Here is a 22,456-nt window from a genome sequence, read left to right as displayed (position 1 = left end):
GAAAGAATGTCTATTCTCGTCAATAAAGACACCAAGATCCTCGTTCAGGGTCTGACCGGCAAGACCGGCACGTTCCACACCGAACAGGCGCTGGCCTATTACGGCACGCAGATGGTCGGCGGCATCCATCCGAAGAAGGGCGGCGAAACCTGGACCGGCGCCAAGGGCGAAAGCCTGCCGATCTTCGCGACCGTTGCCGAGGGCAAGGAAAAGACCGGCGCCGACGCGACCGTCATCTATGTTCCGCCGGCCGGTGCTGCCGATGCGATCATCGAGGCGATCGACGCCGAGATCCCGTTCATCACCTGCATCACCGAAGGCATCCCGGTCATGGATATGGTGCGCGTCAAGGCTCGCCTCGACCGCTCCAAGTCGCGCCTGCTCGGGCCGAACTGCCCGGGCATCATGACGCCGGAAGAATGCAAGATCGGCATCATGCCGGGCTCGATCTTCCGCAAGGGTTCGGTCGGCATCGTCTCCCGCTCGGGCACGCTGACCTATGAAGCCGTGTTCCAGACCTCCAACGAAGGCCTCGGCCAGACGACGGCGGTCGGCATCGGCGGCGACCCGGTCAAGGGCACCGAGTTCATCGACGTGCTGGAAATGTTCCTGGCCGACGCAGCCACCCAGTCGATCATCATGATCGGCGAAATCGGCGGCTCGGCAGAGGAAGACGCAGCGCAGTTCCTCAAGGACGAGGCCAAGAAGGGCCGCAAGAAGCCGATGGCCGGCTTCATTGCCGGCCGCACGGCGCCGAAGGGCCGCACCATGGGCCATGCCGGCGCCGTGGTATCCGGCGGCAAGGGCGATGCGGAATCGAAGATCGCGGCGATGGAATCGGCAGGCATCAAGGTGTCGCCGTCTCCGGCCCGCCTCGGCAAGACGCTGGTTGAAGTCCTCAAAGGCTAAGCCAACTTATACCCGGGCGGAGGAGCGGCATCTGCGCTTCCGCCCGGTCTTGACGGCACGAGACAGGCAGATGCGCCGCGGACAGGCGGCAATGGGAATGCGGCAGCCGGCGATCAAGCCGGCAAATTCATCAAAGTCAGGAGGCGGACGGAAGCGTCCGCATATCACCATGGCACGGCAAGAAGCCAACGAGCAGTTTCAGATCACCTCGTTTCTGGATGGCGCCAACGCTGCCTATATCGAGCAGCTTCACGCGCGCTACGAAGAGGACCCGGCATCGGTCGACGATCAGTGGCGCGCCTTCTTCAAGGCGCTGGAGGAAGATCCCAGCGATGTGAAAAGGGCGGCCAAGGGCGCTTCCTGGCGCAAGAAGAACTGGCCGCTTCAGGCCAGCGGCGACCTGGTGTCGGCTCTCGATGGCGACTGGGGCATCGTCGAGAAGGTCATCGAAACCAAGGTCAAGGCCAAGGCCGAAGCGCAGGGCAAGCCTGCCGACGGCGCCGACGTGCTGCAGGCGACGCGCGATTCTGTGCGCGCCATCATGATGATCCGCGCCTACCGCATGCGCGGCCACCTGCATGCCAAGCTCGATCCGCTCGGCATCGCCGCTTCGGTCGACGATTATCGCGAATTGTCGCCGGAAAATTACGGCTTCACCTCCGCCGATTACGACCGACGGATCTTCATCGACAACGTGCTCGGCCTGGAATATGCGACCATCCGCGAGATGATCGATATCCTCGAGCGCACCTATTGCTCGACGCTCGGCGTCGAGTTCATGCACATCTCCAATCCGGAAGAGAAGGCCTGGATCCAGGAGCGTATCGAAGGACCGGACAAGGGTGTCGCCTTCTCGGCCGAAGGCAAGAAGGCAATCCTCGCCAAGCTGGTCGAAGCCGAAGGCTACGAGCAGTTCCTCGACGTCAAGTTCAAGGGCACCAAGCGTTTCGGCCTCGATGGCGGCGAGTCGCTGATCCCGGCTTTGGAGCAGATCCTCAAGCGCGGCGGTCATCTCGGCCTCAAGGAAGCGGTCTTCGGCATGGCCCATCGCGGCCGCCTCAACGTGCTTTCGCAGGTCATGGGCAAGCCGCACCGGGCGATCTTCCACGAGTTCAAGGGCGGTTCCTACGCACCCGACGAAGTCGAAGGCTCGGGCGACGTCAAGTACCATCTCGGCGCCTCTTCCGACCGCGAATTCGACGGCAACAAGGTGCATGTGTCGCTGACGGCAAACCCCTCGCATCTGGAAATCGTCGATCCTGTCGTCATGGGCAAGGCCCGCGCCAAGCAGGACATGAGCGCTACCGTCTGGGACGGCGACATCATTCCGCTGTCCGAACGCGCCAAGGTTCTGCCGCTCTTGATCCATGGCGACGCAGCCTTTGCTGGCCAGGGCGTCATTGCCGAAATCCTCGGCCTTTCCGGCCTGCGCGGCCACCGCGTCGCCGGCACCATGCACGTCATCATCAACAACCAGATCGGATTCACCACAAACCCGGCCTTCTCGCGCTCGTCGCCCTATCCGTCCGACGTCGCCAAGATGATCGAGGCGCCGATCTTCCACGTCAACGGCGACGATCCGGAAGCGGTGGTCTATGCCGCCAAGGTGGCGACCGAATTCCGCATGAAGTTCCACAAGCCGGTGGTGGTCGACCTGTTCTGCTACCGCCGCTACGGCCACAATGAAGGGGACGAACCGTCCTTCACGCAGCCGAAGATGTACAAGGTGATCCGCGGCCACAAGACCGTGCTGCAGCTCTATGCGGCGCGCCTCGTCGCCGAAGGCCTGCTCACCGAAGGTGAAGTCGAGAAGATGAAGGCCGACTGGCGCGCCCATCTCGAACAGGAGTTCGAGGCCGGCCAGCACTACAAGCCGAATAAGGCCGACTGGCTCGACGGCGAGTGGTCCGGCCTGCGCGCGGCCGACAATGCCGACGAGCAGCGTCGCGGCAAGACCGCCGTGCCGATGAAGACGCTGAAGGATATCGGCCGCAAGCTGTCCGAGATCCCGGCGGGCTTCACCGCACACCGGACGATCCAGCGCTTCATGGAAAACCGCGCCAACATGATCGCCACCGGCGAGGGTATCGACTGGGCGATGGCCGAAGCGCTCTCCTTCGGAGCGCTCTGCGTAGAGGGCAGCAAGATCCGCCTGTCCGGCCAGGATTGCGAGCGCGGCACCTTCTCGCAGCGCCATTCGGTTCTCTACGATCAGGAAACCGAGGAACGCTATATCCCGCTCGCCAATCTTTCGCCGACGCAGGGGCGTTACGAAGTCATCAATTCGATGCTTTCGGAAGAGGCCGTGCTCGGTTTCGAATATGGCTACTCGCTGGCCCGCCCGAATGCGCTGACCCTCTGGGAAGCGCAGTTCGGCGATTTCGCCAACGGCGCGCAGGTGGTCTTCGACCAGTTCATTTCGTCGGGCGAACGCAAGTGGCTGCGCATGTCGGGCCTCGTCTGCCTGCTGCCGCATGGCTATGAGGGCCAGGGTCCGGAACACTCCTCGGCCCGCCTCGAGCGTTTCCTGCAGCTTTGCGCTGAAGACAACATGCAGGTCGCCAACGTCACGACGCCGGCGAACTACTTCCACATCCTGCGCCGGCAGCTGAAGCGCGACTTCCGCAAGCCGCTGATCCTGATGACGCCGAAGTCGCTGCTGCGCCACAAGAGGGCGGTTTCGACGCTTGCCGAAATGGCCGGTGAATCCGCCTTCCATCGCCTGCTCTGGGACGATGCCGAGGTGATCAAGGATGGCCCGATCAAGCTGCAGAAGGACAACAAGATTCGCCGCGTCGTCATGTGCTCCGGCAAGGTCTATTACGATCTCCTCGAAGAGCGTGAAAAGCGCGGCATCGACGACGTCTATCTCCTGCGTGTCGAACAGCTCTATCCGTTCCCGGCAAAGGCGCTGATCAACGAGCTGTCGCGCTTCCGCAATGCCGAGATGGTCTGGTGCCAGGAAGAGCCGAAGAACATGGGCGCGTGGTCGTTCATCGATCCCTTCCTCGAATGGGTGCTTGCCCATATCGATGCGAAGTACCAGCGCGTCCGTTATACCGGCCGTCCGGCCGCCGCCTCGCCGGCGACGGGCCTGATGTCCAAGCATCTGTCGCAGCTCGCCGCATTCCTCGAGGATGCATTGGGCGGCTAATACAAGGGGGGCGCAATGGCTTATTTCTTTCTGAGACTGCTGCCGCCGCGCCCCACTTTCCCGCATGACGGGACCGGAGAGGAAATGGCGGCGATGAAACGCCATGTCGAATACTGGCACCGGCACGCCCTTGCGGGATCGGCGATCGTCGTCGGCCCCGTCTTCGAGGGTGAAGGCGCCTTCGGCATGGCGATTGTCGAAGTCGAGGATCAGGCGGCGGCACAGGGTCTTGCCGATGGCGACCCGATCATCGCAGCCGGTTTCGGTTTCCGTTTCGACATCCTGCCGATGCCCTCGATCATCTTGCGGCCGCCCGCCGTCTGAAACGCTTAAAACGAACACACACGAAATCAGGATCTGAACAATGGCCACAGAAATCCGCGTTCCAACTCTCGGTGAATCCGTCAGCGAGGCAACCGTCGGCACCTGGTTCAAGAAGGTCGGCGACGCCATCAAGGCCGACGAGCCGATTCTCGAGCTTGAAACCGACAAGGTGACCATCGAAGTTCCGGCGCCGACTTCCGGCACGCTTTCGGAAATCGTCGTCGCCGCCGGCGAGACCGTTGGCCTCGGCGCGCTGCTCGGCCAGATCGCCGAAGGTGCTGCCGCTGCTGCCGCGCCCGCTGCCGCCGCACCGGCTGCCGCGCCTGCCCAGCCAGCCGTTGCTGCTCCCGCGCAGCCGGCACCGGCTGCCGCTGCTGCCGCATCCTCGTCGAGCGCCTCCGTCTCCACCATGCCGCCGGCACCGGCGGCTTCGAAGATGCTGGCCGAAAACAACCTTTCCGCCGATCAGGTCGACGGCAGCGGCAAGCGCGGCCAAGTGCTGAAGGGCGATGTCATCGCTGCCGTCGCCAAGGGTATTTCCGCTCCGGCAGCCGCACCGGCGGCAGCGCCCGCCGCCGCGCGCGGCCCGTCGACGGTCGAGGATGCCTCGCGCGAAGAGCGCGTGAAGATGACGCGCCTGCGCCAGACGATCGCCAAGCGCCTCAAGGACGCGCAGAACACCGCCGCCATGCTCACCACCTATAACGAGGTGGACATGAAGGCGGTCATGGACCTACGCAACAAGTACAAGGACATTTTCGAGAAGAAGCACGGCGTCAAGCTCGGCTTCATGGGCTTCTTCACCAAGGCGGTGACGCATGCGCTGAAGGAACTGCCGGCTGTCAATGCCGAGATCGACGGCACCGACGTCATCTACAAGAACTACTGCCATGTCGGCATGGCCGTCGGCACCGACAAGGGTCTCGTCGTTCCCGTCATCCGCGATGCCGACCAGATGTCGATCGCCGAAGTCGAGAAGGAACTCGGCCGTCTTGCCAAGGCAGCCCGTGACGGCTCGCTCTCCATGGCCGACATGCAGGGCGGCACCTTCACCATCACCAATGGCGGCGTTTACGGCTCGCTGATGTCGTCGCCGATCCTCAACGCGCCGCAGTCCGGCATTCTCGGCATGCACAAGATCCAGGAGCGGCCGGTGGCGATCGGCGGTCAGGTGGTCATCCGTCCGATGATGTATCTGGCACTGTCCTACGATCACCGCATCGTCGACGGCAAGGAAGCGGTCACCTTCCTCGTGCGCGTCAAGGAAAGCCTGGAAGATCCGGAACGTCTGGTTCTCGATCTCTAAGGGAGCGCTTTCGATGCAGAACCGGATCATGCGAGCGGCGCGCCTTCTTCTCTGCGCTGCCGCCGCGCATGTCCCGGTCTCCGCAGCGGCGGCCGGTTGGGACGTTACCAAGGCAAGCAGCAATTTCGAGCTGGTGGCGCTCAGCGACGCCGAACTCTCCGCCCGGTCGATCGGCGTGATCCATATCGGCAATGTCGAGCTGCCCTCGGGGCGCATCGTCGCGGCCGATCCGCTCGCTCAGCCGGATCGGCCGGCGCTGGCAAGAACGGTGGCGCCGGGCGACTATCCGGTGACGCTTTACAAGGCCTTCGGCCGCATCGCCGCCGCCGGCATGCGGTTTGCCGAGGGCAGGCCCGATCACTGGGAGCTTGCGGTCCTGCCCGGGCAAGACGTGGCGACGCTGAAGGACGGCGAGGTCTTCGGCTACCCCGTCGATGCCGGCCTCGGCTGTTACATGGATGCCGATACTCTCGATCTGATCGGAGAACGGGAAGCCCAGGCGCAGGCGCAAAAGCCCGACGCCGACATCAATTATTACGATGACGTGCTGGCCGCGGATCTCGATGCCAACAAGGGCGCTTACGCGCTGCACCGGCCGGTCGCCGGCAAGAGGGGCAATGTCGCGCTATTCTGGAGCGGCTGGGGCGATGGTTTTTATCCTGTCTTTTGGGGGCTGGATAAGGATGGCCGGGCGCTGGTGCTACTGACGGATTTCAGCGTCGTCGAGAATGCCGACGGGCCGAAGGAGCCGAAGCTGCAATGAGCGGAAGGATCGGGATCACGGCTGGGAAAGGCGTGGCTGCAATCGCAGCCGCCGCGTTTTGCGCCGTTCCGGCCTCCTCGCTCGGCGCAGCATGCAAGCAGGAGCGGGCCGTTTACGTCGATCGCGACGGTGCCTATGAATTGCGCTTTACGCCGTTGAATTCCGCCTCGGCGGCCGCCAGCAACCAGTTCAAGGTCAGTGCCTTCGCGACATCGGTGGTGATGGAAGGCTATGTCATGCCGTCGGAGGATCCGGTGCGCGCCATCGGCATCCTGATGTTCAATTGCCCGGAGGGGGATGCGACCGGCGCCGATCTTAATGCCTGCACGGTCTGGCAGGGCGCCGTTTATGGCATGGATGCCAAGGGCGAACTGGACAATCTGCAGCCCGAAGGGGCTGCGGCGGCAGAAAGGCTCGTGCTCCCCGGCCTTGGCCCTGCCATCCGCGAATCCAGCGCCTGGGGCGAAGGCAAGGCCTCCGTGGCGCCATGGGACGTGCTGACATTCAAGGAGTGTGCAACATGAGCGATAGGCCTGTCGTTCTCGTGACCGGCGGAAGCCGGGGCATTGGCGCTGCCGTCTGCCACCTCGCCGCCCGCCGGGGCTGGCGCGTCGCGGTGAATTACGCCGCCAACCGCCAAGCCGCGGAAGCCGTCGTTGCGGCGATTGCCGCGGATGGCGGCGAGGCCGTGGCGATTGAGGGCGATGTCGGTAAGGCCGCGGATATCGCCGCGATGTTTGCGGCGGTCGACCGGCATTTCGGCCGGCTCGACGGCCTCGTCAACAATGCCGGCATCGTCGACTATCCGCAGCGGGTCGATGAGATGTCGGCAGAGCGGATCGAGCGCATGCTGCGCGTCAATGTCACCGGCTCCATGCTCTGCGCCGCAGAGGCTATACGCCGTATGTCGAGCCGATACAGCGGGCGGGGAGGAGCGATCGTCAACATCTCATCGATGGCGGCGATCCTTGGCTCGGCGACGCAGTATGTCGATTATGCCGCCTCGAAGGCGGCGATCGATACGTTCACGGTGGGGCTTTCGCGCGAAGTCGCCGCCGAGGGTATTCGCGTCAATGCCATCAGGCCCGGCGTCATCGAAACCGATCTCCATGCATCCGGCGGGCTGCCGGACCGGGCGCGGGAAATGGCGCCGTCGATCCCGCTGCAGCGCGCGGGCACGGCCGAGGAAGTGGCGGATGCCGTCCTCTATCTTCTTTCACCTTCGGCTTCCTATATCACCGGCGCGATCCTCAATGTGAGCGGCGGCCGCTAAAAGACAGGGCGAAAACAGCATGCAGTATATTCTCGAATTTCTCGGCCTGATGGCGGTTTTCTCGATCTTCATCGTCGTGCCGGGCGCCGATTTCGCCGTCATTCTGCGCCAGAGCATCGTGCATGGGCGGCGCGCCGCCATCATGACCGGGCTCGGCATGGGCTTCTCGCTGCTCTTTCATATCAGCTACACGATCCTCGGCCTCGGCCTGATCGTCTCCAAATCGCTGATGCTGTTTGCGATGATCAAATGGGCGGGTGTGGCCTATCTCGTCTATCTCGGCATCAAGTCGTTCCGCGAACCGGGTTTCAGCGTGCAGGAGATCGAAGTGACGGCCGAGGACCGCAAGCCGGTCTCGATGCTGAAGTGCCTCGGCATGGGTTTCATCACCAATGCGCTGAACCCGAAGCCGGTGCTGTTCTTCCTGTCGTTGTTTTCGACGCTCGTCCATCACGACACACCGGCGCTGATTCAGTTCTCCTACGGCATCGGCATGGCGACGGCGCTGGTCGCCTGGTTTGCCGGCGTCTCCTATTTCTTCACGGTCAAGGCGATCCGTGACCGCTTCATTGCCAGCGGCAAATGGTTCAACCGCATTACCGGAGCAGCACTCGTCGGCTTCGGCTTCCGCCTCGCGCTGTCGCGCGCGGCCGACTAAACGAAAAATCCAAAGGGAAAGAAGCAATGTCCTACGATGTGATCATTATCGGAACCGGCCCGGGCGGCTACGTCTGCGCCGTCAAGGCAGCTCAGCTCGGCCTCAAGGTCGCCGTTGTCGAAAAGCGCGCGACTTATGGCGGCACCTGCCTGAATGTCGGCTGCATTCCGTCGAAGGCGCTGCTGCATGCTTCCGAAATGTTCCATCAGGCCGGCCACGGCATGAGCACGCTCGGTATCGACATTCCGGCGCCGACGCTCAACCTCGGTAATATGATGGCCCACAAGGACGCCACGGTGAAGTCGAATGTCGACGGCGTCGCCTTTCTGTTCAAGAAGAACAAGATCGATGCCTTCCAGGGCAGCGGCAAGGTCGTCTCGGCCGGCAAGGTTGCTGTCACCGCCGCAGACGGCAGCGTGCAGGAGATCGAAGGCAAGAACATCGTCATCGCCACCGGCTCCGACGTCGCCGGCATTCCCGGCGTGCAGGTCGAGATCGATGAAAAGACCATCATCTCCTCCACCGGCGGCATCGCGCTCGAAAAGGTGCCGGAAACGCTGATCGTCGTCGGCGGCGGCGTCATCGGGCTCGAGCTCGGCTCGGTCTGGTCGCGGCTTGGCGCCAAGGTCACCGTCGTCGAATATCTCGACACCATCCTCGGCGGCATGGACGGCGAAGTCTCCAAGCAGTTTCAGCGCATGCTCGCCAAGCAGGGCATCGATTTCCATCTCGGCGCCAAGGTCACCGGCGTCGAAAAGGGCGACAAGGGCGCCAAGGTCACCTTCGAGCCGGTCAAGGGCGGCGACAAGGTGGTGCTTGATGCCGAAGTCGTACTGATCGCCACCGGCCGCAAGCCCTATACGGCGGGGCTCGGCCTCGAAGAAGCCGGTGTTGCGCTCGACAATCGCGGCCGCGTCGAGATCGACGGTCACTTCAAGACCAATGTCGCCGGCATCTATGCGATCGGTGATGTGGTCAAGGGTCCGATGCTGGCGCACAAGGCGGAAGACGAAGGCGTGGCGCTTGCCGAAATCCTCGCCGGACAGCATGGCCATGTGAACTATGATGTCATTCCGAGCGTCGTCTATACCCAGCCCGAGATCGCCTCGGTCGGCAAGACCGAGGAAGAGCTGAAGGCGGCGGGTATCGCCCACAAGGTCGGCAAGTTCCCGTTCACGGCCAACGGCCGCGCCCGCGCGATGCTGGCGACCGACGGTTTCGTCAAGATCCTCGCCGACAAGGAAACCGACCGGGTGCTCGGCGGCCATATCGTCGGCTTCGGCGCCGGCGAAATGATCCACGAGATCGCCGTGCTGATGGAATTCGGCGGTTCGTCGGAAGATCTCGGCCGCACCTGCCACGCCCATCCGACGATGTCGGAAGCGGTGAAGGAAGCTGCGCTCGCCACCTTCTTCAAGCCGATCCATATGTAAAAGCTTACATCTTCGTAATGAAGCCTTCAGCCGCTTGCCGTCAGGCAGGCGGCTGTTTTAGTTGTTCCACAGGGCAAAGTTTTACGCATCTGGTGGAAATCAAGACATGCAGCAGCCGTCCATCACGGGTTACAGTGTCAGCCAGCGCCTCCTGCACTGGGCGGTGGCGCTGCTGATTTTCTTCAATCTGCTGTTTCCCGATGGAATGAATGTCTGGCACCGGCTGATGCGCAGGGGCCAGGTGCCGACGCCGGAGCAGATTGCGTCGGCGAATATCCATGCCTATGTCGGCATCGCCATCCTGCTGCTTGCCGTCGTCAGGCTCGGGCTGCGTTTCATCAACGGCGTGCCGGCCGAGGCGGCGCAGGAGCCGGCGATCTTCCGGCTTGCGGCGAGGCTTGCCCATGCCGGTCTCTATATTCTGATCTTCGCCATGCCGCTGACGGGCATCGCCGCCTACTATTTCGGCATCAATCCTGCGGGATCGTTCCACGCGGATGTCCTGAAGGTCCTTCTCTGGGCGCTGATCGCGGCACATGTCGCGGGCGCGCTTGTCCATCAGTTCTATTGGAAAACCAATGTGCTGCGCCGCATGACGCTCGGCTGAGCGCCTGCCGGTTCAGTTCACGGCGGTGACGGTAAACCCCTGCCGGCGCAGCAGTTCAACCAAACCGTCGCTGCCGGGCAGATGCGCCGCTCCGACGGCAACCATGGTGCGCCCGTTGTCGAGATAGGGCTTTGCCCGTTCCGCCATGACCTTGTTTCGATCCGTTATCACACGGTTCTCGAATGCTTTTGCAGCAGCCTGATCTGTCGAAACGAACTCCATCAGCGAGAAGATCATTCCGACTTTGCCTTGATCATATAAATCGATCATCGTCTCGGATATGTCATCCATGCCATTGGGAAGTGCCAGAAGCTCCCGCAGATTTTGAAGCATGAAATTGTCCGGGACATCCGAAATGGCTTCAAATTGCTCGGCCGGCGTTTCCAAGCCGACCAGACGGATGCCATCATTGAGTGCGTCGAGAGCAAGAGACTGGTCCAGTACTTTAAAGCCCTTTGCGCTGCGCTTGACGTCGCAACCTCCTGCCTGCAGCCCCATGTAGATGAACCATGGCCGCATCTTCGCCATCAGGTTCATACTGATTCCCTTTTTCTTCAAACCGGCAGCGACGTCGCTGGTAGCATCGGGGGGCAGGATATGATCGAGCGTTTTGTCACCCTGAAGCGTCGTCAGTTCGGGATGCTTCAAGATTTCCATCGCAAGTTTTTCCGGCTTTACGACCTCCGCTAACTCGACGGTTAGAGTGTCGATAGTCTCATAGGCATCGTAAAATCCTTCCGGCATATCCAAAACACGGGGATCGCTCACATGCATCGTGCCGAGCAACCAGGAAGGCTCAAGACCTGATTTTTCGATTTTCCAGAAGATCGCATTGCCGTTCGGTATCGTCTCAGCTCTCTCAACTGCTTTTCTGAAACGAACGGGATCTTCCTTCTCCAACTGGGTGAAAAGGTTCTGACCCGAGCAGGCCAGTTCGTCATCCGCCAAGGCATGCGAAAAGGAAAATATCGTCAGCACCGCAGCCATGAAGAGCAGTGCGCCGTTCCCGAACGTGGAAAAACTTGTTGAGTCTGCTCTTGAGGTGAAAACAATATTGTGGCTGAGCATCGAAAACGCTTCTTAGGAGAAAAGGTTGTAGATACCGCCAAATGACGTATGCAAACTGAGGTTGTCAATCTCGACGAGACTAACTATCGAGCTCGGGCCTAGTTCACCGCAGTCAGGGTAAAGCCCTGCTGGCGCAGCAGTTCGATGATGCCGGCCTTGCCGGGCAGGTGCAGGGCGCCGACCGCCATGAAGACGTTGCCGCCGTCGAGAATGGGGGCGGCGCGCTCGGCCATCACCTTGTTGCGGTCGAGGATGACGCGCTGTTCGAAGGCGGCGTAGTCGCTGTCTTCGCCCTGCTTCTCCGGCGTCACGGTCTTCAGCATCGGCATGGTCATGCCGATATCGCCGGAGAGATAGAGGTCGGTCATCGTCTCGACGACGTCACTCATCTTGTCGCCGAGCTCCAGCGTCTCGATCAGCGACTTCAGGTGGAATTCGATCGGCAGGTCGGCCATAGCCTGGATCTGCTCGGCAAGGGTTTCCAGCCCCTTGACCTGTTTGCCCTGAGCGACGGCATCGGTGGCGATCTTTTGATCGAGGAACTGCACGCCTTTGGCCTTGCGGGCGATTTCGCAGGCCGGCAGGGCGACGGCGCTCGAAATCATCCAGGGCCGCATGCGGGAGACGGCACCGAGCGGAATACCGCGCTGCTTCAGGCCGGTTTCGAGGCGTTTGTAATCCTCGGGGGAGAGCAGCTTGTCGATCGTCGTGCCGTCGGTGAACATCGTCAGCTCCGGCCTTGCGAGCAGGGCGGCGGTCGCCTTGCGCTCATCGAGGATCTCGTCGGATTCGATGATGATCGTATTGGCGGCGTCGTGGGCGGCCTGGGCGCGCGGCGGCAGGGCCAGCACGCGCGGATCGGTGACATGCATGCTGCCAAGCAGCCATGAAGGCTGAAGTCCTGCTTTTTCGATCTTCCAGAAAATGCCCTTGCCGTTCGGCGTTGCATCGGCTTCCTTGACCGCCTCGGCGTAGCGGGCGGGATCATTCTGCTGCAGCTCGACCATCAGGTTGCGGCCGGTGCAGGCAGCCGTGTCTTCAGCTGCCGCCGGCCGTGCAGCCAGGAAGGCGACGAACAGGGCGGCCAAAAGCAGCATATGAAAGGCCGCAATCAGCCAGAGTAGCAGATTGCCGGGTGCTGCGAGAAAAATCCGGCGGCCGATTGATGTCGTCATGATGTTGTTCCGGTCACATGCCTTTGGTTTCATGCTCTACGCCCGGCTTGCGCATATTCCTTTAAGAGAATGCGTTAACGAAAGCTTAGAGTCTTTCTTGCTCCGGCAGAATGTTCAATCTGAGCGGAAAAGTTTCTAAGCGCGCGGATGGGCCCGATCATACACATCGAGCAGGCGCGACGCATCGACGCCGGTATAGACCTGCGTCGTCGAAAGGCTGGCATGGCCGAGCAGCTCCTGGATGGTGCGTAGATCGCCGCCGCCGGCAAGCAGGTGGGTGGCGAAGGAGTGGCGCAGCGCATGCGGTGTCGCCGTCTCCGGCAGGCCGAAGGCACTGCGCAGTTTCTGCATGGCGCGCTGGATGATTGCCGGCTGCAATTTGCCGCCGCGGGCGCCGCGAAACAGCGGTTCGCCGGGCTCGAGATGATAGGGGCAGAGCATGCGATATTTCTCGACCGCGTCGAACACCACGGACAAAAGCGGCACCAGCCGCGTCTTGTTGCCCTTGCCGGTGATGCGCAGCGCGGTGGCGCCCTGCTGCAGCTCGGAGGGAATGAGATCCAGCGCTTCGGAGATGCGCAGGCCGCAGCCGTAGAGCAGCGTCATGACGGCCGCATCGCGGGCGGCGATCCAGGGTTCGTCGTGGAGCTGGGCTTCGTTGCTGACGACGGTGATCGCCTGCGTGTCCGACAGCGGCTTGGGCAGCGATTTCGGCTGTTTCGGCGAGCGGATCGCGGCAGCGCCCGCGGCATTGACCAGACCCTTTTTTTCCAAGTGGCGCAGCAGCGAACGAAGGCCGGCGAGATTGCGGCCGAGCGAGCGGGCGCCGGAGCCCTGCTTGCGCCGCGCCGCCAGGAAGGCGCGGAAGTCGGCGGGGCGCAATTCCCTGATATCGCTAAGGGTCGCCGGGCCGGCGAGATGGCCGGTCAGGAAGGTCAGGAACTGGCGGGTGTCGCGCTCATAGGCGTCGAGTGTATGCTCGGAAAGACGGCGTTCACGAGCGAGGTTTTCGAGCCACGCGGCGCGTTCCGCCATCAGGTGCGGGTCGGCGATAACAAGCAGTTCGTTCACGTCGCTGGCCTTGAATTTGCCTTCAAGTCCGCCAATTTGAACCAGGAACGGTTATGGAATTGCTAATGCCGGCCAAGCCTCTGTCATCCTTCGATCATATTGTACTGCGATAGCTTATAGCTCATAGACAGGATCTTTCATGGCACGGCGCGATTCCATGACGGCTTTCGGACAACTCGCGGAAGCAATCGCTCTCGTTTCACAGGGAAAGCCGGGTCATATCGTCGACACGCTGATTGCCGAACGCGGCCAGAGGATCGTGAAAAATCCGCTCTGGCCGGTCATGCGGCCGTTCCTGTACACGCTGCTGCGCTACAACAAGGCCATCGAATTCGCCAATGCCGTCGCCAAAATGCCGGGTTTCCAATCGTTCGAATATCTGAGCGAGGTGCTGAAACTCGATATCGGCATCGCCAACGGCGAACGCATTCCCGATGCCGGCGGCTTCATCCTCGTCAGCAACCACCCCACAGGCATCGCCGACGGTGTTGCCGTGTTCGATCTGCTGAAGACGCGCCGGCCGGACATGATGTTCTTCGCCAATCGCGATGCGATCCGCGTCAATCCGCGGTTTGCCGAGATGATCATTCCCGTCGAATGGCGGGAGGAGCACAAGAGCAAGCTGAAGGCGCGCGAGACGCTGCAATTGACCAACCACGCGGTCAGGGAAGGCAAGGCGACGGTGCTCTTCCCGTCAGGCCGCATCGCCTATTGGGCGAACGGCCGGCTGAATGAACGCCCATGGAAGACCTCGGCCGTCGGGCTGGCGCGCAAATACAATCTGCCGATCCTTCCCGTCCACATGACGGCGCGCAATTCCGGGTTGTTCTATTGGCTGGCGAAATGGTCGACGGAACTCCGCGACATGACTGTCTTTCATGAGCTCTTGAACAAACGCGGCGACCGTTTCGATTTCGTGATCGGCAATCTTATTCCCGTCGAACATCTGGACGGCGACCTCAACGAGGTGACCAAGGCTCTGGAGAAACATACGGTGTACGATATGGCGGGGGATGGTGACGCCACCTTCTTGCCGGTCAGCCTTCCGGCCGCAGCAACGCCTCGCGAGCTTCCCGTTGCCGCGGTCTAAATTAGGTTTTGCCATGACGGTCGATATCCGCACGATCCGCGATCGGTTGCCGCGGGAGGTCGCAGACCTCGAAAGCGAGGCCCGGCGGGAGGGCCATCTCCATATCGCCCGCCTCATCGACCAATGGTCGGCCGGCGACATCAGGTTCGAGGGTGACGGTGAGAGGCTGCTTGGCGCTTATGCGGGCGAGGCGCTTGCCGGCGTCGGGGGTGTGACCGTCGAACCCGCCCTATCCGGAGCGTTGCGGATGCGGCGTTTCTACGTAAGTCCCGAAATGCGGGGGCACGGCATCGGCCGGCTGCTGGCCCTCAATCTGCTCAATCATGCGCGGGATTTCTGCAGCGTCGTCACCGTTCATCCGGGCAATCCCGGCGCGGTCAAATTCTGGGGTGCTCTCGGGTTTCAGCCTTGCGGACCGGACGGCGATACACATTGTCTCGAAATCGCCCGCATTTCCGCCGGTCGGGATATTTCCGGCGCGTCCTTCACGCTTTAAGTTTCACGCCGATCTCCTCGAGGCGGGCGGCTTGGCGCGCCAGCAGTCGTTCGACATCGGCAATGTCGAGCGCCGAGAGCTTGGCGCCCGGCTTGCGCAGATTGGCGGATTTGATCACGCCGCGCTTGGCCAGAACATATTTGCGGCAGGCAAGCCCGATGCCTTGCTGCTGTTCATAGCGGGCGAGCGGCAGATAGGCGTCGAAGATGTCATGGGCGCGATCGGGATTTCCGGCCGCATAGGCCGCGACGACGCCGACCATCATCTCAGGATAACAAAAGCCGGTCATCGCGCCATCGGCGCCGCGGCCCATCTCTTCGGGCAGGAACAGTCCGCCATTGCCGCAAAGGATGGAGATGCGCCGCATGGCGCCCTTGTCGCTGGCGGCACGGAGCGCCGATATCTTGGCAAGGCCCGGCCAGTCCTCGTGCTTGAGCATGACGCAATTTTGCACCTCGTTGACGATGCGTTCGATCACCTTGGGCGCGATCGTCACATTGGTAGTGAGCGGATAATCCTGCAGCACGAAGGGCGTATCGCCCAGGGCCTCGCCGACCGACTGGTAGAAGGCGAAAGCCTGGTCATCGGTCTTGACTGTCCAGGGCGGCGCGACCATGACGCCGGCCGCACCTTCGCCCATGACCGCTTCGGCAAGTTCGCGCATCGGCGCAAGCCCCGGCGCCGAGACGCCGACGACGACGGGCAGGCGCCCGTCGAGGCGCCTCAGCACCCGCTCGACCACGCTCCGCGATTCCTCTGCGGTCAGCTTCGGGGCCTCGCCGAGCTGGCCGAGCACCGTCAGGCCGGTGACGCCGGCGCCTTCGTAGAAATCGACCATGCTGTCGATGCTGTCGAGATCGAGCGCGCCGTCATCTGTGAACGGGGTTACGGCGATCACATAGACACCCTTGGCGTCTTCGGTCAGTCTGGCCATTGGTGCTCTCCAATTCAGCGGCCGAAGAACAACGCTTCGGCATTTCCAATTGAATCTCTCCGGCAATCTATGCGGCCAATCGTTCGTCCGGCAACCCTTTCTTAAGGGTATAGGCAATCCTGGCGAAGCCGTCGCAATCCGCACTCCTCGTAAGATGCACCGCCTTGTCTTTGCGGTTCCAATTGCATCGATTTGCGGGCATGGTCTCGCCCGATGAGCACAGATTCGTCCGATCTCTTTGGCGCGCTTTTCGAGGCACCGCCCGCGAACCGAACGGTTCCCGTGCTGGTGCCGATGCCGGCGCCCAAACCCTATTCCTATTCGGTGCCCGAGGGCATGGCGGTCGAGCCCGGCTCGGTCGTGCAGGTGCCGCTCGGGCCGCGGCAGGTGATCGGCGTCGTCTGGGACGGCGGCGAGGATGGCGTCGACCCGAAGAAACTGCGGCCGATCAGCCATGTCTTCGACTGCCCGCCGCTTTCGCGGGAGATGCGCGATTTCATCGATTGGGTGGCGGCCTATACGCTTTCGCCGCCCGGCCTCGTCGCCCGCATGGCGCTGAGGGCGCCGAACGCCTTCGAGCCGGAGCCGATGGTGGAGGGGCTGAAATTCGTCGGCGGCGAACCAGAGCGGATGACGCCGGCGCGCGCCCGCGTGCTTGACACCGCCTCCGACGGTTTGTCCTGGACGCGCAGCGGCCTGGCGCATGCGGCGGGGGTCTCGACCAGCGTCGTCGACGGACTGATCACGCTCGGCATCTTCGAGACGATCTTCCTGCCGCCGCCGCCGGTCGTGGCGATGCCGGATCCCGAATTTGCCGCCGCCCGCCTCAAAGGGCCGCAGAAAGAGGCGGCCGCGGAGATCGTTTCCGATGTCCGCAAGGGCGAATTTTCGGTGTCGCTGATCGACGGGGTGACCGGATCGGGCAAGACCGAGGTCTATTTCGAGGCGATCGCCGAAACGTTGAAACGCGGCAAGCAGGTGCTGATCCTGCTGCCGGAGATCGCGCTGACGGCAAGTTTCATGGAGCGTTTCCAGGATCGCTTCGGGGCAAAACCGGCCGAATGGCATTCCGATCTGGCGCCGCGCATGCGCGAAAAGGTCTGGCGCCAGGCGGTGACCGGCGAGGTCCGCGTCGTGGCCGGCGCCCGCTCGGCGCTCTTCCTGCCCTTCGAGGATCTCGGCCTGATCATCGTCGACGAGGAGCACGATCCGGCCTACAAGCAGGAGGATCGCGTTTTCTACAATGCCCGCGACATGGCCGTGGTGCGCGGCCGCATCGGCGATTTTCCCGTCGTCCTGGTGTCGGCGACGCCGTCGGTCGAAAGCCAGGTCAACGGGCAGAGCGGGCGCTACACCACCGTCCACCTGCCGACGCGTTTCGGCGACGCGGCGTTACCGGACCTGCATCTCATCGATATGCGCCGGCACGCGCCGGAGCGCGGCGGCTTCCTGTCGCCGGTGCTGATCCGGGCGATCGGCAAGACGGTGGAGAAGCGCGAACAGGCGCTGCTCTTTCTCAATCGGCGCGGTTATGCGCCGCTGACCCTCTGCCGCGTCTGCGGCCACCGTTTCCAATGCCCGCAATGTTCGAGCTGGCTGGTCGAGCATCGTTTTCGCAAGCAGCTGCAATGCCATCAATGCGGCCATGCCGAGCGCACGCCGGAGGCCTGCCCGGAATGCGGCACGCTCGACCATCTCGTCGCCTGCGGGCCGGGCGTCGAGCGCATTGCCGAGGAGGTGGAGCGGCATTTCCCACAGGCGCGCACCATCGTTCTCTCCTCGGATATCATGGGCGGGGTGAAGCGGCTGCGGCTGGAATTGGAGGCGATCGCCAAGGGGGAGGCTGATATCGTCATCGGCACTCAACTCGTCGCCAAGGGGCATAATTTTCCACTGATGACACTGGTCGGTATCGTCGATGCCGATCTCGGCCTTGCCAATGGCGATCCGCGCGCCGCCGAGCGCACCTTCCAGCTTCTGTCGCAGGTGACCGGCCGGGCCGGGCGCACCGGCCTCAAAAGCCATGGGCTGCTGCAGACCTATCAGCCGCAGCATCCAGTCATGCAGGCGATCGTCTCAGGCAATTCCGACGCCTTCTACGAGCGCGAGATCAGCGAACGCGAACGCGCCATATTGCCGCCCTTCGGTAGGCTCGCCTCGATCATCGTCTCGGCCGAAACCCGCCATGATGCCGAAAACCATGCGCGCGGCATGCGCAACGCCGCACCGCAGGTCTCCGGCATTTCGGTGCTCGGCCCGGCCGAAGCGCCACTGGCGCTGGTGCGCGGCCGCCACCGCTTCCGTCTTTTGGTACACGGCCGGCGCAACTCCGACATGCAGGGTTTCTTGCGGGCGATGTTGTCGCAATCGCCGAAGGAGCGCGGATCGGTGCAGGTGCAGCTCGACATCGATCCGCAGAGCTTTCTCTAAAACACACCCCCGCCATAAAACACACCTCCGCCATTTCCTCCTTTTCCGCCCCATGTCATAAAACACTGATTCTTCCGGGTGATTTGGGGCTGATGCATGGATTTCTATTTTCCGACCGAACTCGGCGAGCAGCTGGCGTTCTGCTCCGCCGCCTTCACGGCGCTCGCCGGCTTCATCATGATGTTTGCACCCGGCCATACTTTCCGTCTTCTCGGCCTGCAGGCGCAGCAGGGGCGACCGGAAGGATATGGCGAGGGTCGCTCGATGGGCGGTTTCTATCTCGGCTTCGGCCTGTCGGCGATCATGCTCGCCCAGACCACAATCTACATGGCGCTCGGCGCCGCCTTTGCGATGGCGGCCTTTGCCCGTATCATCTCGATCCTGTCCGATAAGGGGAGTAATATCGTCAACTATTTACTCCTGGTTGTGCAGATTGCCTTGGCCGCGCTGCCGCTGCTGTATGTTTTCGGCTTCACCCAGACGTGAATCTCGCGGCCGGCCGACGGCTTCCCCGGCTGGCTTTCAGGCCGTTGCGCAATTTTGCGGATAGAAATTCATGTGAAAGGCGTATTCGGGCATTACGCGTGTTGCGAGTCCGAACATCCTATGTTAGACGGACCCCGAATTTCGGAAGAAGCAAGAGGCTTCTCTTGTGATTTCTGGGGGAAATCAAAACGAATTCAAGATCATAGGTTCGGCGTCCGCCGAGAGCCGGATTTTGGGTTGAAATCAGGGAAATTTGTGCCAGTGGCAGACACGTCCCAGCTTACATCTGGTGTTGCCGAGCGCTATGCCTCGTCGCTTTTCGATCTGGCGCTCGAGCAGGGCGCCATCGACAGCGTAACCGCCGATCTTGACCGTTTTCAGGTGATGCTGGACGAGAGCGCCGATCTGAAGCGCTTCGTAGCAAGCCCGGTTTTCTCTGCCGAGGACCAGCTGAAGGCGATCGTCGCTATCAGCGAGAAGGCCGGAATCAGCGGCTTCTTCGCCAATTTCCTGAAGGTCGTGGCGCGCAATCGCCGCCTGTTTGCCCTGCCGGGCATGATCAAGGCCTTCCGCATCATCGCCGCGAACCATCGCGGTGAAATCTCCGCCGAGGTCACCTCGGCGCATGCGCTTTCGCAAGCGCAGGAAACCGAATTGAAGGTGGCACTCAAGAGCGTTACCGGCAAAGACGTGACGATTGCTGTCACGGTTGATCCGTCAATTCTTGGTGGTCTGATCGTAAAGGTCGGGTCCCGCCAGATTGATACGTCTCTTCGTACCAAACTCTCCACTCTTAAGCTCGCATTGAAAGAGGTTGGCTGATGGATATCCGCGCCGCGGAAATTTCCGCAATTCTCAAAGACCAGATCAAAAATTTCGGCAAAGAGGCAGAAGTCTCGGAAGTCGGCCAGGTTCTCTCCGTCGGTGACGGTATCGCCCGCGTCTATGGTCTGGACAATGTCCAGGCCGGCGAAATGGTCGAGTTCCCCGGCGGCATCCGCGGCATGGCTTTGAACCTTGAATCCGACAATGTCGGCGTCGTTATTTTCGGCTCCGACCGCGACATCAAGGAAGGCGACACCGTCAAGCGGACCGGCGCCATCGTCGACGTTCCCGTTGGTCCCGAACTGCTCGGCCGCGTCGTCGACGCACTCGGCAATCCGATCGACGGCAAGGGCCCGATCAACGCGACGCGCCGTTCGCGCGTCGACGTCAAGGCTCCCGGCATCATTCCCCGCAAGTCGGTTCATGAGCCGATGTCGACCGGCCTCAAGGCTATCGATGCGCTGATCCCGGTCGGCCGCGGCCAGCGCGAGCTCGTCATCGGCGACCGCCAGACCGGCAAGACCGCGATCCTGCTCGATGCCTTCCTCAACCAGAAGGCCATTCACGACAACGGTCCGGAAGGCGAGAAGCTTTACTGCGTCTACGTCGCCGTCGGCCAGAAGCGCTCGACCGTTGCCCAGTTCGTCAAGGTGCTCGAAGAGCGCGGCGCACTGAAGTACTCGATCATCGTTGCCGCCACCGCTTCCGATCCGGCGCCGATGCAGTTCCTGGCTCCGTTTGCCGGCTGCGCCATGGGCGAATATTTCCGCGATAACGGCATGCATGCGCTGATCGGTTACGACGACCTGTCGAAGCAGGCGGTATCCTACCGCCAGATGTCGCTGCTGCTGCGCCGCCCGCCGGGCCGCGAAGCCTATCCGGGCGACGTTTTCTACCTGCACTCGCGCCTGCTCGAGCGTGCTGCGAAGATGAACGACGACAAGGGCGCCGGTTCGCTGACCGCTCTGCCCGTCATCGAAACGCAGGGCAACGACGTGTCGGCCTTCATTCCGACCAACGTGATCTCGATCACCGACGGCCAGATCTTCCTTGAAACCGACCTGTTCTACCAGGGTATCCGCCCGGCCGTGAACGTCGGCCTGTCGGTCTCGCGCGTCGGTTCCGCCGCGCAGATCAAGGCGATGAAGCAGGTTGCCGGCTCGATCAAGGGCGAACTCGCCCAGTATCGCGAAATGGCCGCCTTCGCCCAGTTCGGTTCGGACCTCGACGCTGCAACGCAGCGCCTCTTGAACCGCGGCGCACGCCTGACCGAACTCCTGAAGCAGCCGCAGTTCTCGCCGCTGAAGACGGAAGAGCAGGTCGCGGTGATCTTCGCCGGCGTCAACGGCTACCTCGACAAGCTGCCGGTGGCTTCGGTCGGCAAGTTCGAGCAGGGCTTCCTCTCCTATCTGCGTTCGGAAGGCTCCGCCATTCTCGACGCGATCCGCACGGAAAAGGCAATCAGCGACGATACCAGGGGCAAGCTCACTGCTGCTCTCGATAGCTTCGCAAAGTCTTTCTCGTAATCAGGCCCTAAGTTAGGACGGATCACGGATGCCTTCACTTAAGGATCTGAAAAACCGGATCGCCTCCGTCAAGGCGACGCAGAAGATCACCAAGGCGATGAAAATGGTCGCCGCGGCGAAGCTTCGGCGTGCGCAGGAGGCGGCCGAGGCCGCCCGGCCTTATTCGCAGCGCATGGGTGCGGTTCTGGCGAATATCGCCAAGGCCGTCACCGATGCGGACGGCGCACCGACGCTGATGACCGGCACCGGCAAGGACCAGGTTCATCTGCTGGTGGTCTGCACGGCCGAGCGCGGCCTTTGCGGCGGCTTCAACTCGCAGATCGCCCGCTTTGCGCGTGATCATGTGCGCAAGCTGGTTGCCGAGGGCAAGACGGTGAAGATCTTCACCGTCGGCAAGAAGGGTTACGACATTCTTCGCCGCGAATTCGCTTCGCTGATCATCGAGCGCAAGGAATTGCGCGACGTCAAGCGGGTCGGCTTCGAGAATGCCGATCAGATCGGCAAGCGTATCATCGAGATGTATGACGCCGGCGAGTTCGACGTCTGCACGCTGTTCTATTCCGAATTCAAGTCGGTGATCAGCCAGATCCCGACGGCGCAGCAGCTCATCCCGGCTTCGACCGGCGCGGTGCAGGCCGAAGATGCGGCGCATGCGGGCGCGGTCTATGAATATGAGCCGGATCCGGCGTCGATCCTCGAAGATCTGATCCCGCGCAACATTTCCGTCCAGATCTTCCGCGCGCTCCTAGAGAACGTCGCCGGCGAGATGGGCGCGAAGATGAGCGCCATGGACAATGCGACGCGTAATGCCGGTGAGATGATCAACAAACTGACGCTGAGCTACAACCGCCAGCGTCAGGCGCAGATCACCAAGGAACTCATTGAAATCATTTCGGGCGCGGAAGCGCTCTGAAGCTAGGAAAAGAGG

At 62.2% G+C, this 22,456-nt stretch carries 21 protein-coding genes; 17 read left to right on the top strand and 4 right to left on the bottom strand.

The window, feature by feature from the left end; all coding sequences use genetic code 11:
- Positions 1–6: 6 nt before the first annotated feature.
- From sucD to AMK05_RS20895, 10 genes are all read left to right on the top strand, one after another.
- Positions 7–909 (top strand): succinate--CoA ligase subunit alpha, encoded by a 903-nt coding sequence (gene sucD, locus AMK05_RS20940; protein WP_064840977.1) that lies wholly within the window; start codon positions 7–9, stop codon positions 907–909.
- A 169-nt stretch (positions 910–1,078) separates the two neighbouring features.
- Positions 1,079–4,063, top strand: a complete 2,985-nt coding sequence (locus tag AMK05_RS20935; RefSeq protein ID WP_064841475.1) for a 2-oxoglutarate dehydrogenase E1 component — start codon at positions 1,079–1,081, stop codon at positions 4,061–4,063.
- Positions 4,064–4,078: 15 nt separating this feature from the next.
- The gene (locus AMK05_RS20930; RefSeq protein ID WP_064840976.1) at positions 4,079–4,387 is read left to right on the top strand and encodes a YciI family protein; all 309 of its coding nucleotides are present in this window, start codon (positions 4,079–4,081) and stop codon (positions 4,385–4,387) included.
- 40 nt (positions 4,388–4,427) lie between these two features.
- Complete coding sequence (gene odhB / locus AMK05_RS20925) at positions 4,428–5,693, top strand: 2-oxoglutarate dehydrogenase complex dihydrolipoyllysine-residue succinyltransferase (RefSeq protein ID WP_064840975.1); 1,266 nt, start codon at positions 4,428–4,430, stop codon at positions 5,691–5,693.
- Between the two features lie 13 nt (positions 5,694–5,706).
- Positions 5,707–6,456: a DUF4241 domain-containing protein gene (locus tag AMK05_RS20920; RefSeq protein ID WP_064840974.1), complete on the top strand. Its 750-nt coding sequence runs from the start codon at positions 5,707–5,709 to the stop codon at positions 6,454–6,456.
- Complete coding sequence (locus tag AMK05_RS20915) at positions 6,453–6,980, top strand: hypothetical protein (RefSeq protein ID WP_064840973.1); 528 nt, start codon at positions 6,453–6,455, stop codon at positions 6,978–6,980. The genes AMK05_RS20920 and AMK05_RS20915 overlap by 4 nt, the downstream gene beginning before the upstream one ends.
- On the top strand, positions 6,977–7,729 hold the full coding sequence (locus AMK05_RS20910) for an SDR family oxidoreductase (RefSeq protein ID WP_064840972.1): 753 nt from the start codon (positions 6,977–6,979) through the stop codon (positions 7,727–7,729). Before AMK05_RS20915 ends, AMK05_RS20910 begins: the two co-directional genes overlap by 4 nt.
- 19 nt (positions 7,730–7,748) lie before the next feature.
- Positions 7,749–8,387 carry a LysE family translocator gene (locus AMK05_RS20905; RefSeq protein WP_064840971.1) on the top strand — a complete coding sequence of 213 codons (639 nt, stop codon included), beginning with the start codon at positions 7,749–7,751 and terminating at the stop codon, positions 8,385–8,387.
- A gap of 26 nt (positions 8,388–8,413) precedes the next feature.
- On the top strand, positions 8,414–9,820 hold the full coding sequence (lpdA, locus tag AMK05_RS20900) for a dihydrolipoyl dehydrogenase (protein WP_064840970.1): 1,407 nt from the start codon (positions 8,414–8,416) through the stop codon (positions 9,818–9,820).
- A 106-nt stretch (positions 9,821–9,926) separates the two neighbouring features.
- A complete protein-coding gene (locus AMK05_RS20895) occupies positions 9,927–10,427 on the top strand; it encodes a cytochrome b (protein ID WP_064840969.1) in 501 nt (166 codons plus the stop codon).
- Positions 10,428–10,439: 12 nt separating this feature from the next.
- Here AMK05_RS20895 and AMK05_RS20890 read toward each other — a convergent pair whose 3' ends face one another.
- From AMK05_RS20890 to AMK05_RS20880, 3 genes are all read right to left on the bottom strand, one after another.
- Positions 10,440–11,495, bottom strand: coding sequence for a TraB/GumN family protein (locus AMK05_RS20890; protein WP_064840968.1), 1,056 nt, complete (start codon positions 11,493–11,495; stop codon positions 10,440–10,442).
- 98 nt (positions 11,496–11,593) lie between these two features.
- Positions 11,594–12,670: a TraB/GumN family protein gene (locus tag AMK05_RS20885; RefSeq protein ID WP_064840967.1), complete on the bottom strand. Its 1,077-nt coding sequence runs from the start codon at positions 12,668–12,670 to the stop codon at positions 11,594–11,596.
- A 135-nt stretch (positions 12,671–12,805) separates the two neighbouring features.
- On the bottom strand, positions 12,806–13,741 hold the full coding sequence (locus tag AMK05_RS20880; protein WP_064840966.1) for a tyrosine recombinase XerC: 936 nt from the start codon (positions 13,739–13,741) through the stop codon (positions 12,806–12,808).
- Positions 13,742–13,880: 139 nt separating this feature from the next.
- Here AMK05_RS20880 and AMK05_RS20875 point away from each other — a divergent pair, with 139 nt between their 5' ends.
- Positions 13,881–14,831, top strand: a complete 951-nt coding sequence (locus tag AMK05_RS20875) for a GNAT family N-acetyltransferase (RefSeq protein WP_064840965.1) — start codon at positions 13,881–13,883, stop codon at positions 14,829–14,831.
- A 13-nt stretch (positions 14,832–14,844) separates the two neighbouring features.
- Entirely contained in the window at positions 14,845–15,327 is a 483-nt protein-coding gene (locus AMK05_RS20870; RefSeq protein ID WP_064840964.1) for a GNAT family N-acetyltransferase, read from the top strand.
- Here AMK05_RS20870 and AMK05_RS20865 read toward each other — a convergent pair.
- Positions 15,317–16,261: a dihydrodipicolinate synthase family protein gene (locus AMK05_RS20865; protein WP_064840963.1), complete on the bottom strand. Its 945-nt coding sequence runs from the start codon at positions 16,259–16,261 to the stop codon at positions 15,317–15,319. The genes AMK05_RS20870 and AMK05_RS20865 overlap by 11 nt on opposite strands.
- Before the next feature lie 213 nt (positions 16,262–16,474).
- On the opposite strand from AMK05_RS20865, the gene AMK05_RS20860 reads away from it, so the two are divergent.
- From AMK05_RS20860 to AMK05_RS20840, 5 genes are all read left to right on the top strand, one after another.
- Entirely contained in the window at positions 16,475–18,691 is a 2,217-nt protein-coding gene (locus AMK05_RS20860; protein WP_064840962.1) for a primosomal protein N', read from the top strand.
- 96 nt (positions 18,692–18,787) lie between these two features.
- Positions 18,788–19,177, top strand: coding sequence for an AGROH133_08824 family phage infection protein (locus AMK05_RS20855; protein ID WP_064840961.1), 390 nt, complete (start codon positions 18,788–18,790; stop codon positions 19,175–19,177).
- A 255-nt stretch (positions 19,178–19,432) separates the two neighbouring features.
- The gene (locus tag AMK05_RS20850; protein WP_171899837.1) at positions 19,433–19,999 is read left to right on the top strand and encodes a F0F1 ATP synthase subunit delta; all 567 of its coding nucleotides are present in this window, start codon (positions 19,433–19,435) and stop codon (positions 19,997–19,999) included.
- A complete protein-coding gene (atpA, locus tag AMK05_RS20845) occupies positions 19,999–21,528 on the top strand; it encodes a F0F1 ATP synthase subunit alpha (RefSeq protein ID WP_064840959.1) in 1,530 nt (509 codons plus the stop codon). Before AMK05_RS20850 ends, atpA begins: the two co-directional genes overlap by 1 nt.
- Before the next feature lie 28 nt (positions 21,529–21,556).
- Complete coding sequence (locus AMK05_RS20840) at positions 21,557–22,441, top strand: F0F1 ATP synthase subunit gamma (RefSeq protein ID WP_064840958.1); 885 nt, start codon at positions 21,557–21,559, stop codon at positions 22,439–22,441.
- Positions 22,442–22,456: the final 15 nt, after the last annotated feature.

This window comes from Rhizobium sp. N324, assembly GCF_001664485.1.
GTDB lineage: Bacteria > Pseudomonadota > Alphaproteobacteria > Rhizobiales > Rhizobiaceae > Rhizobium.
This window is presented reverse-complemented; position numbering and strand designations above follow the sequence as displayed.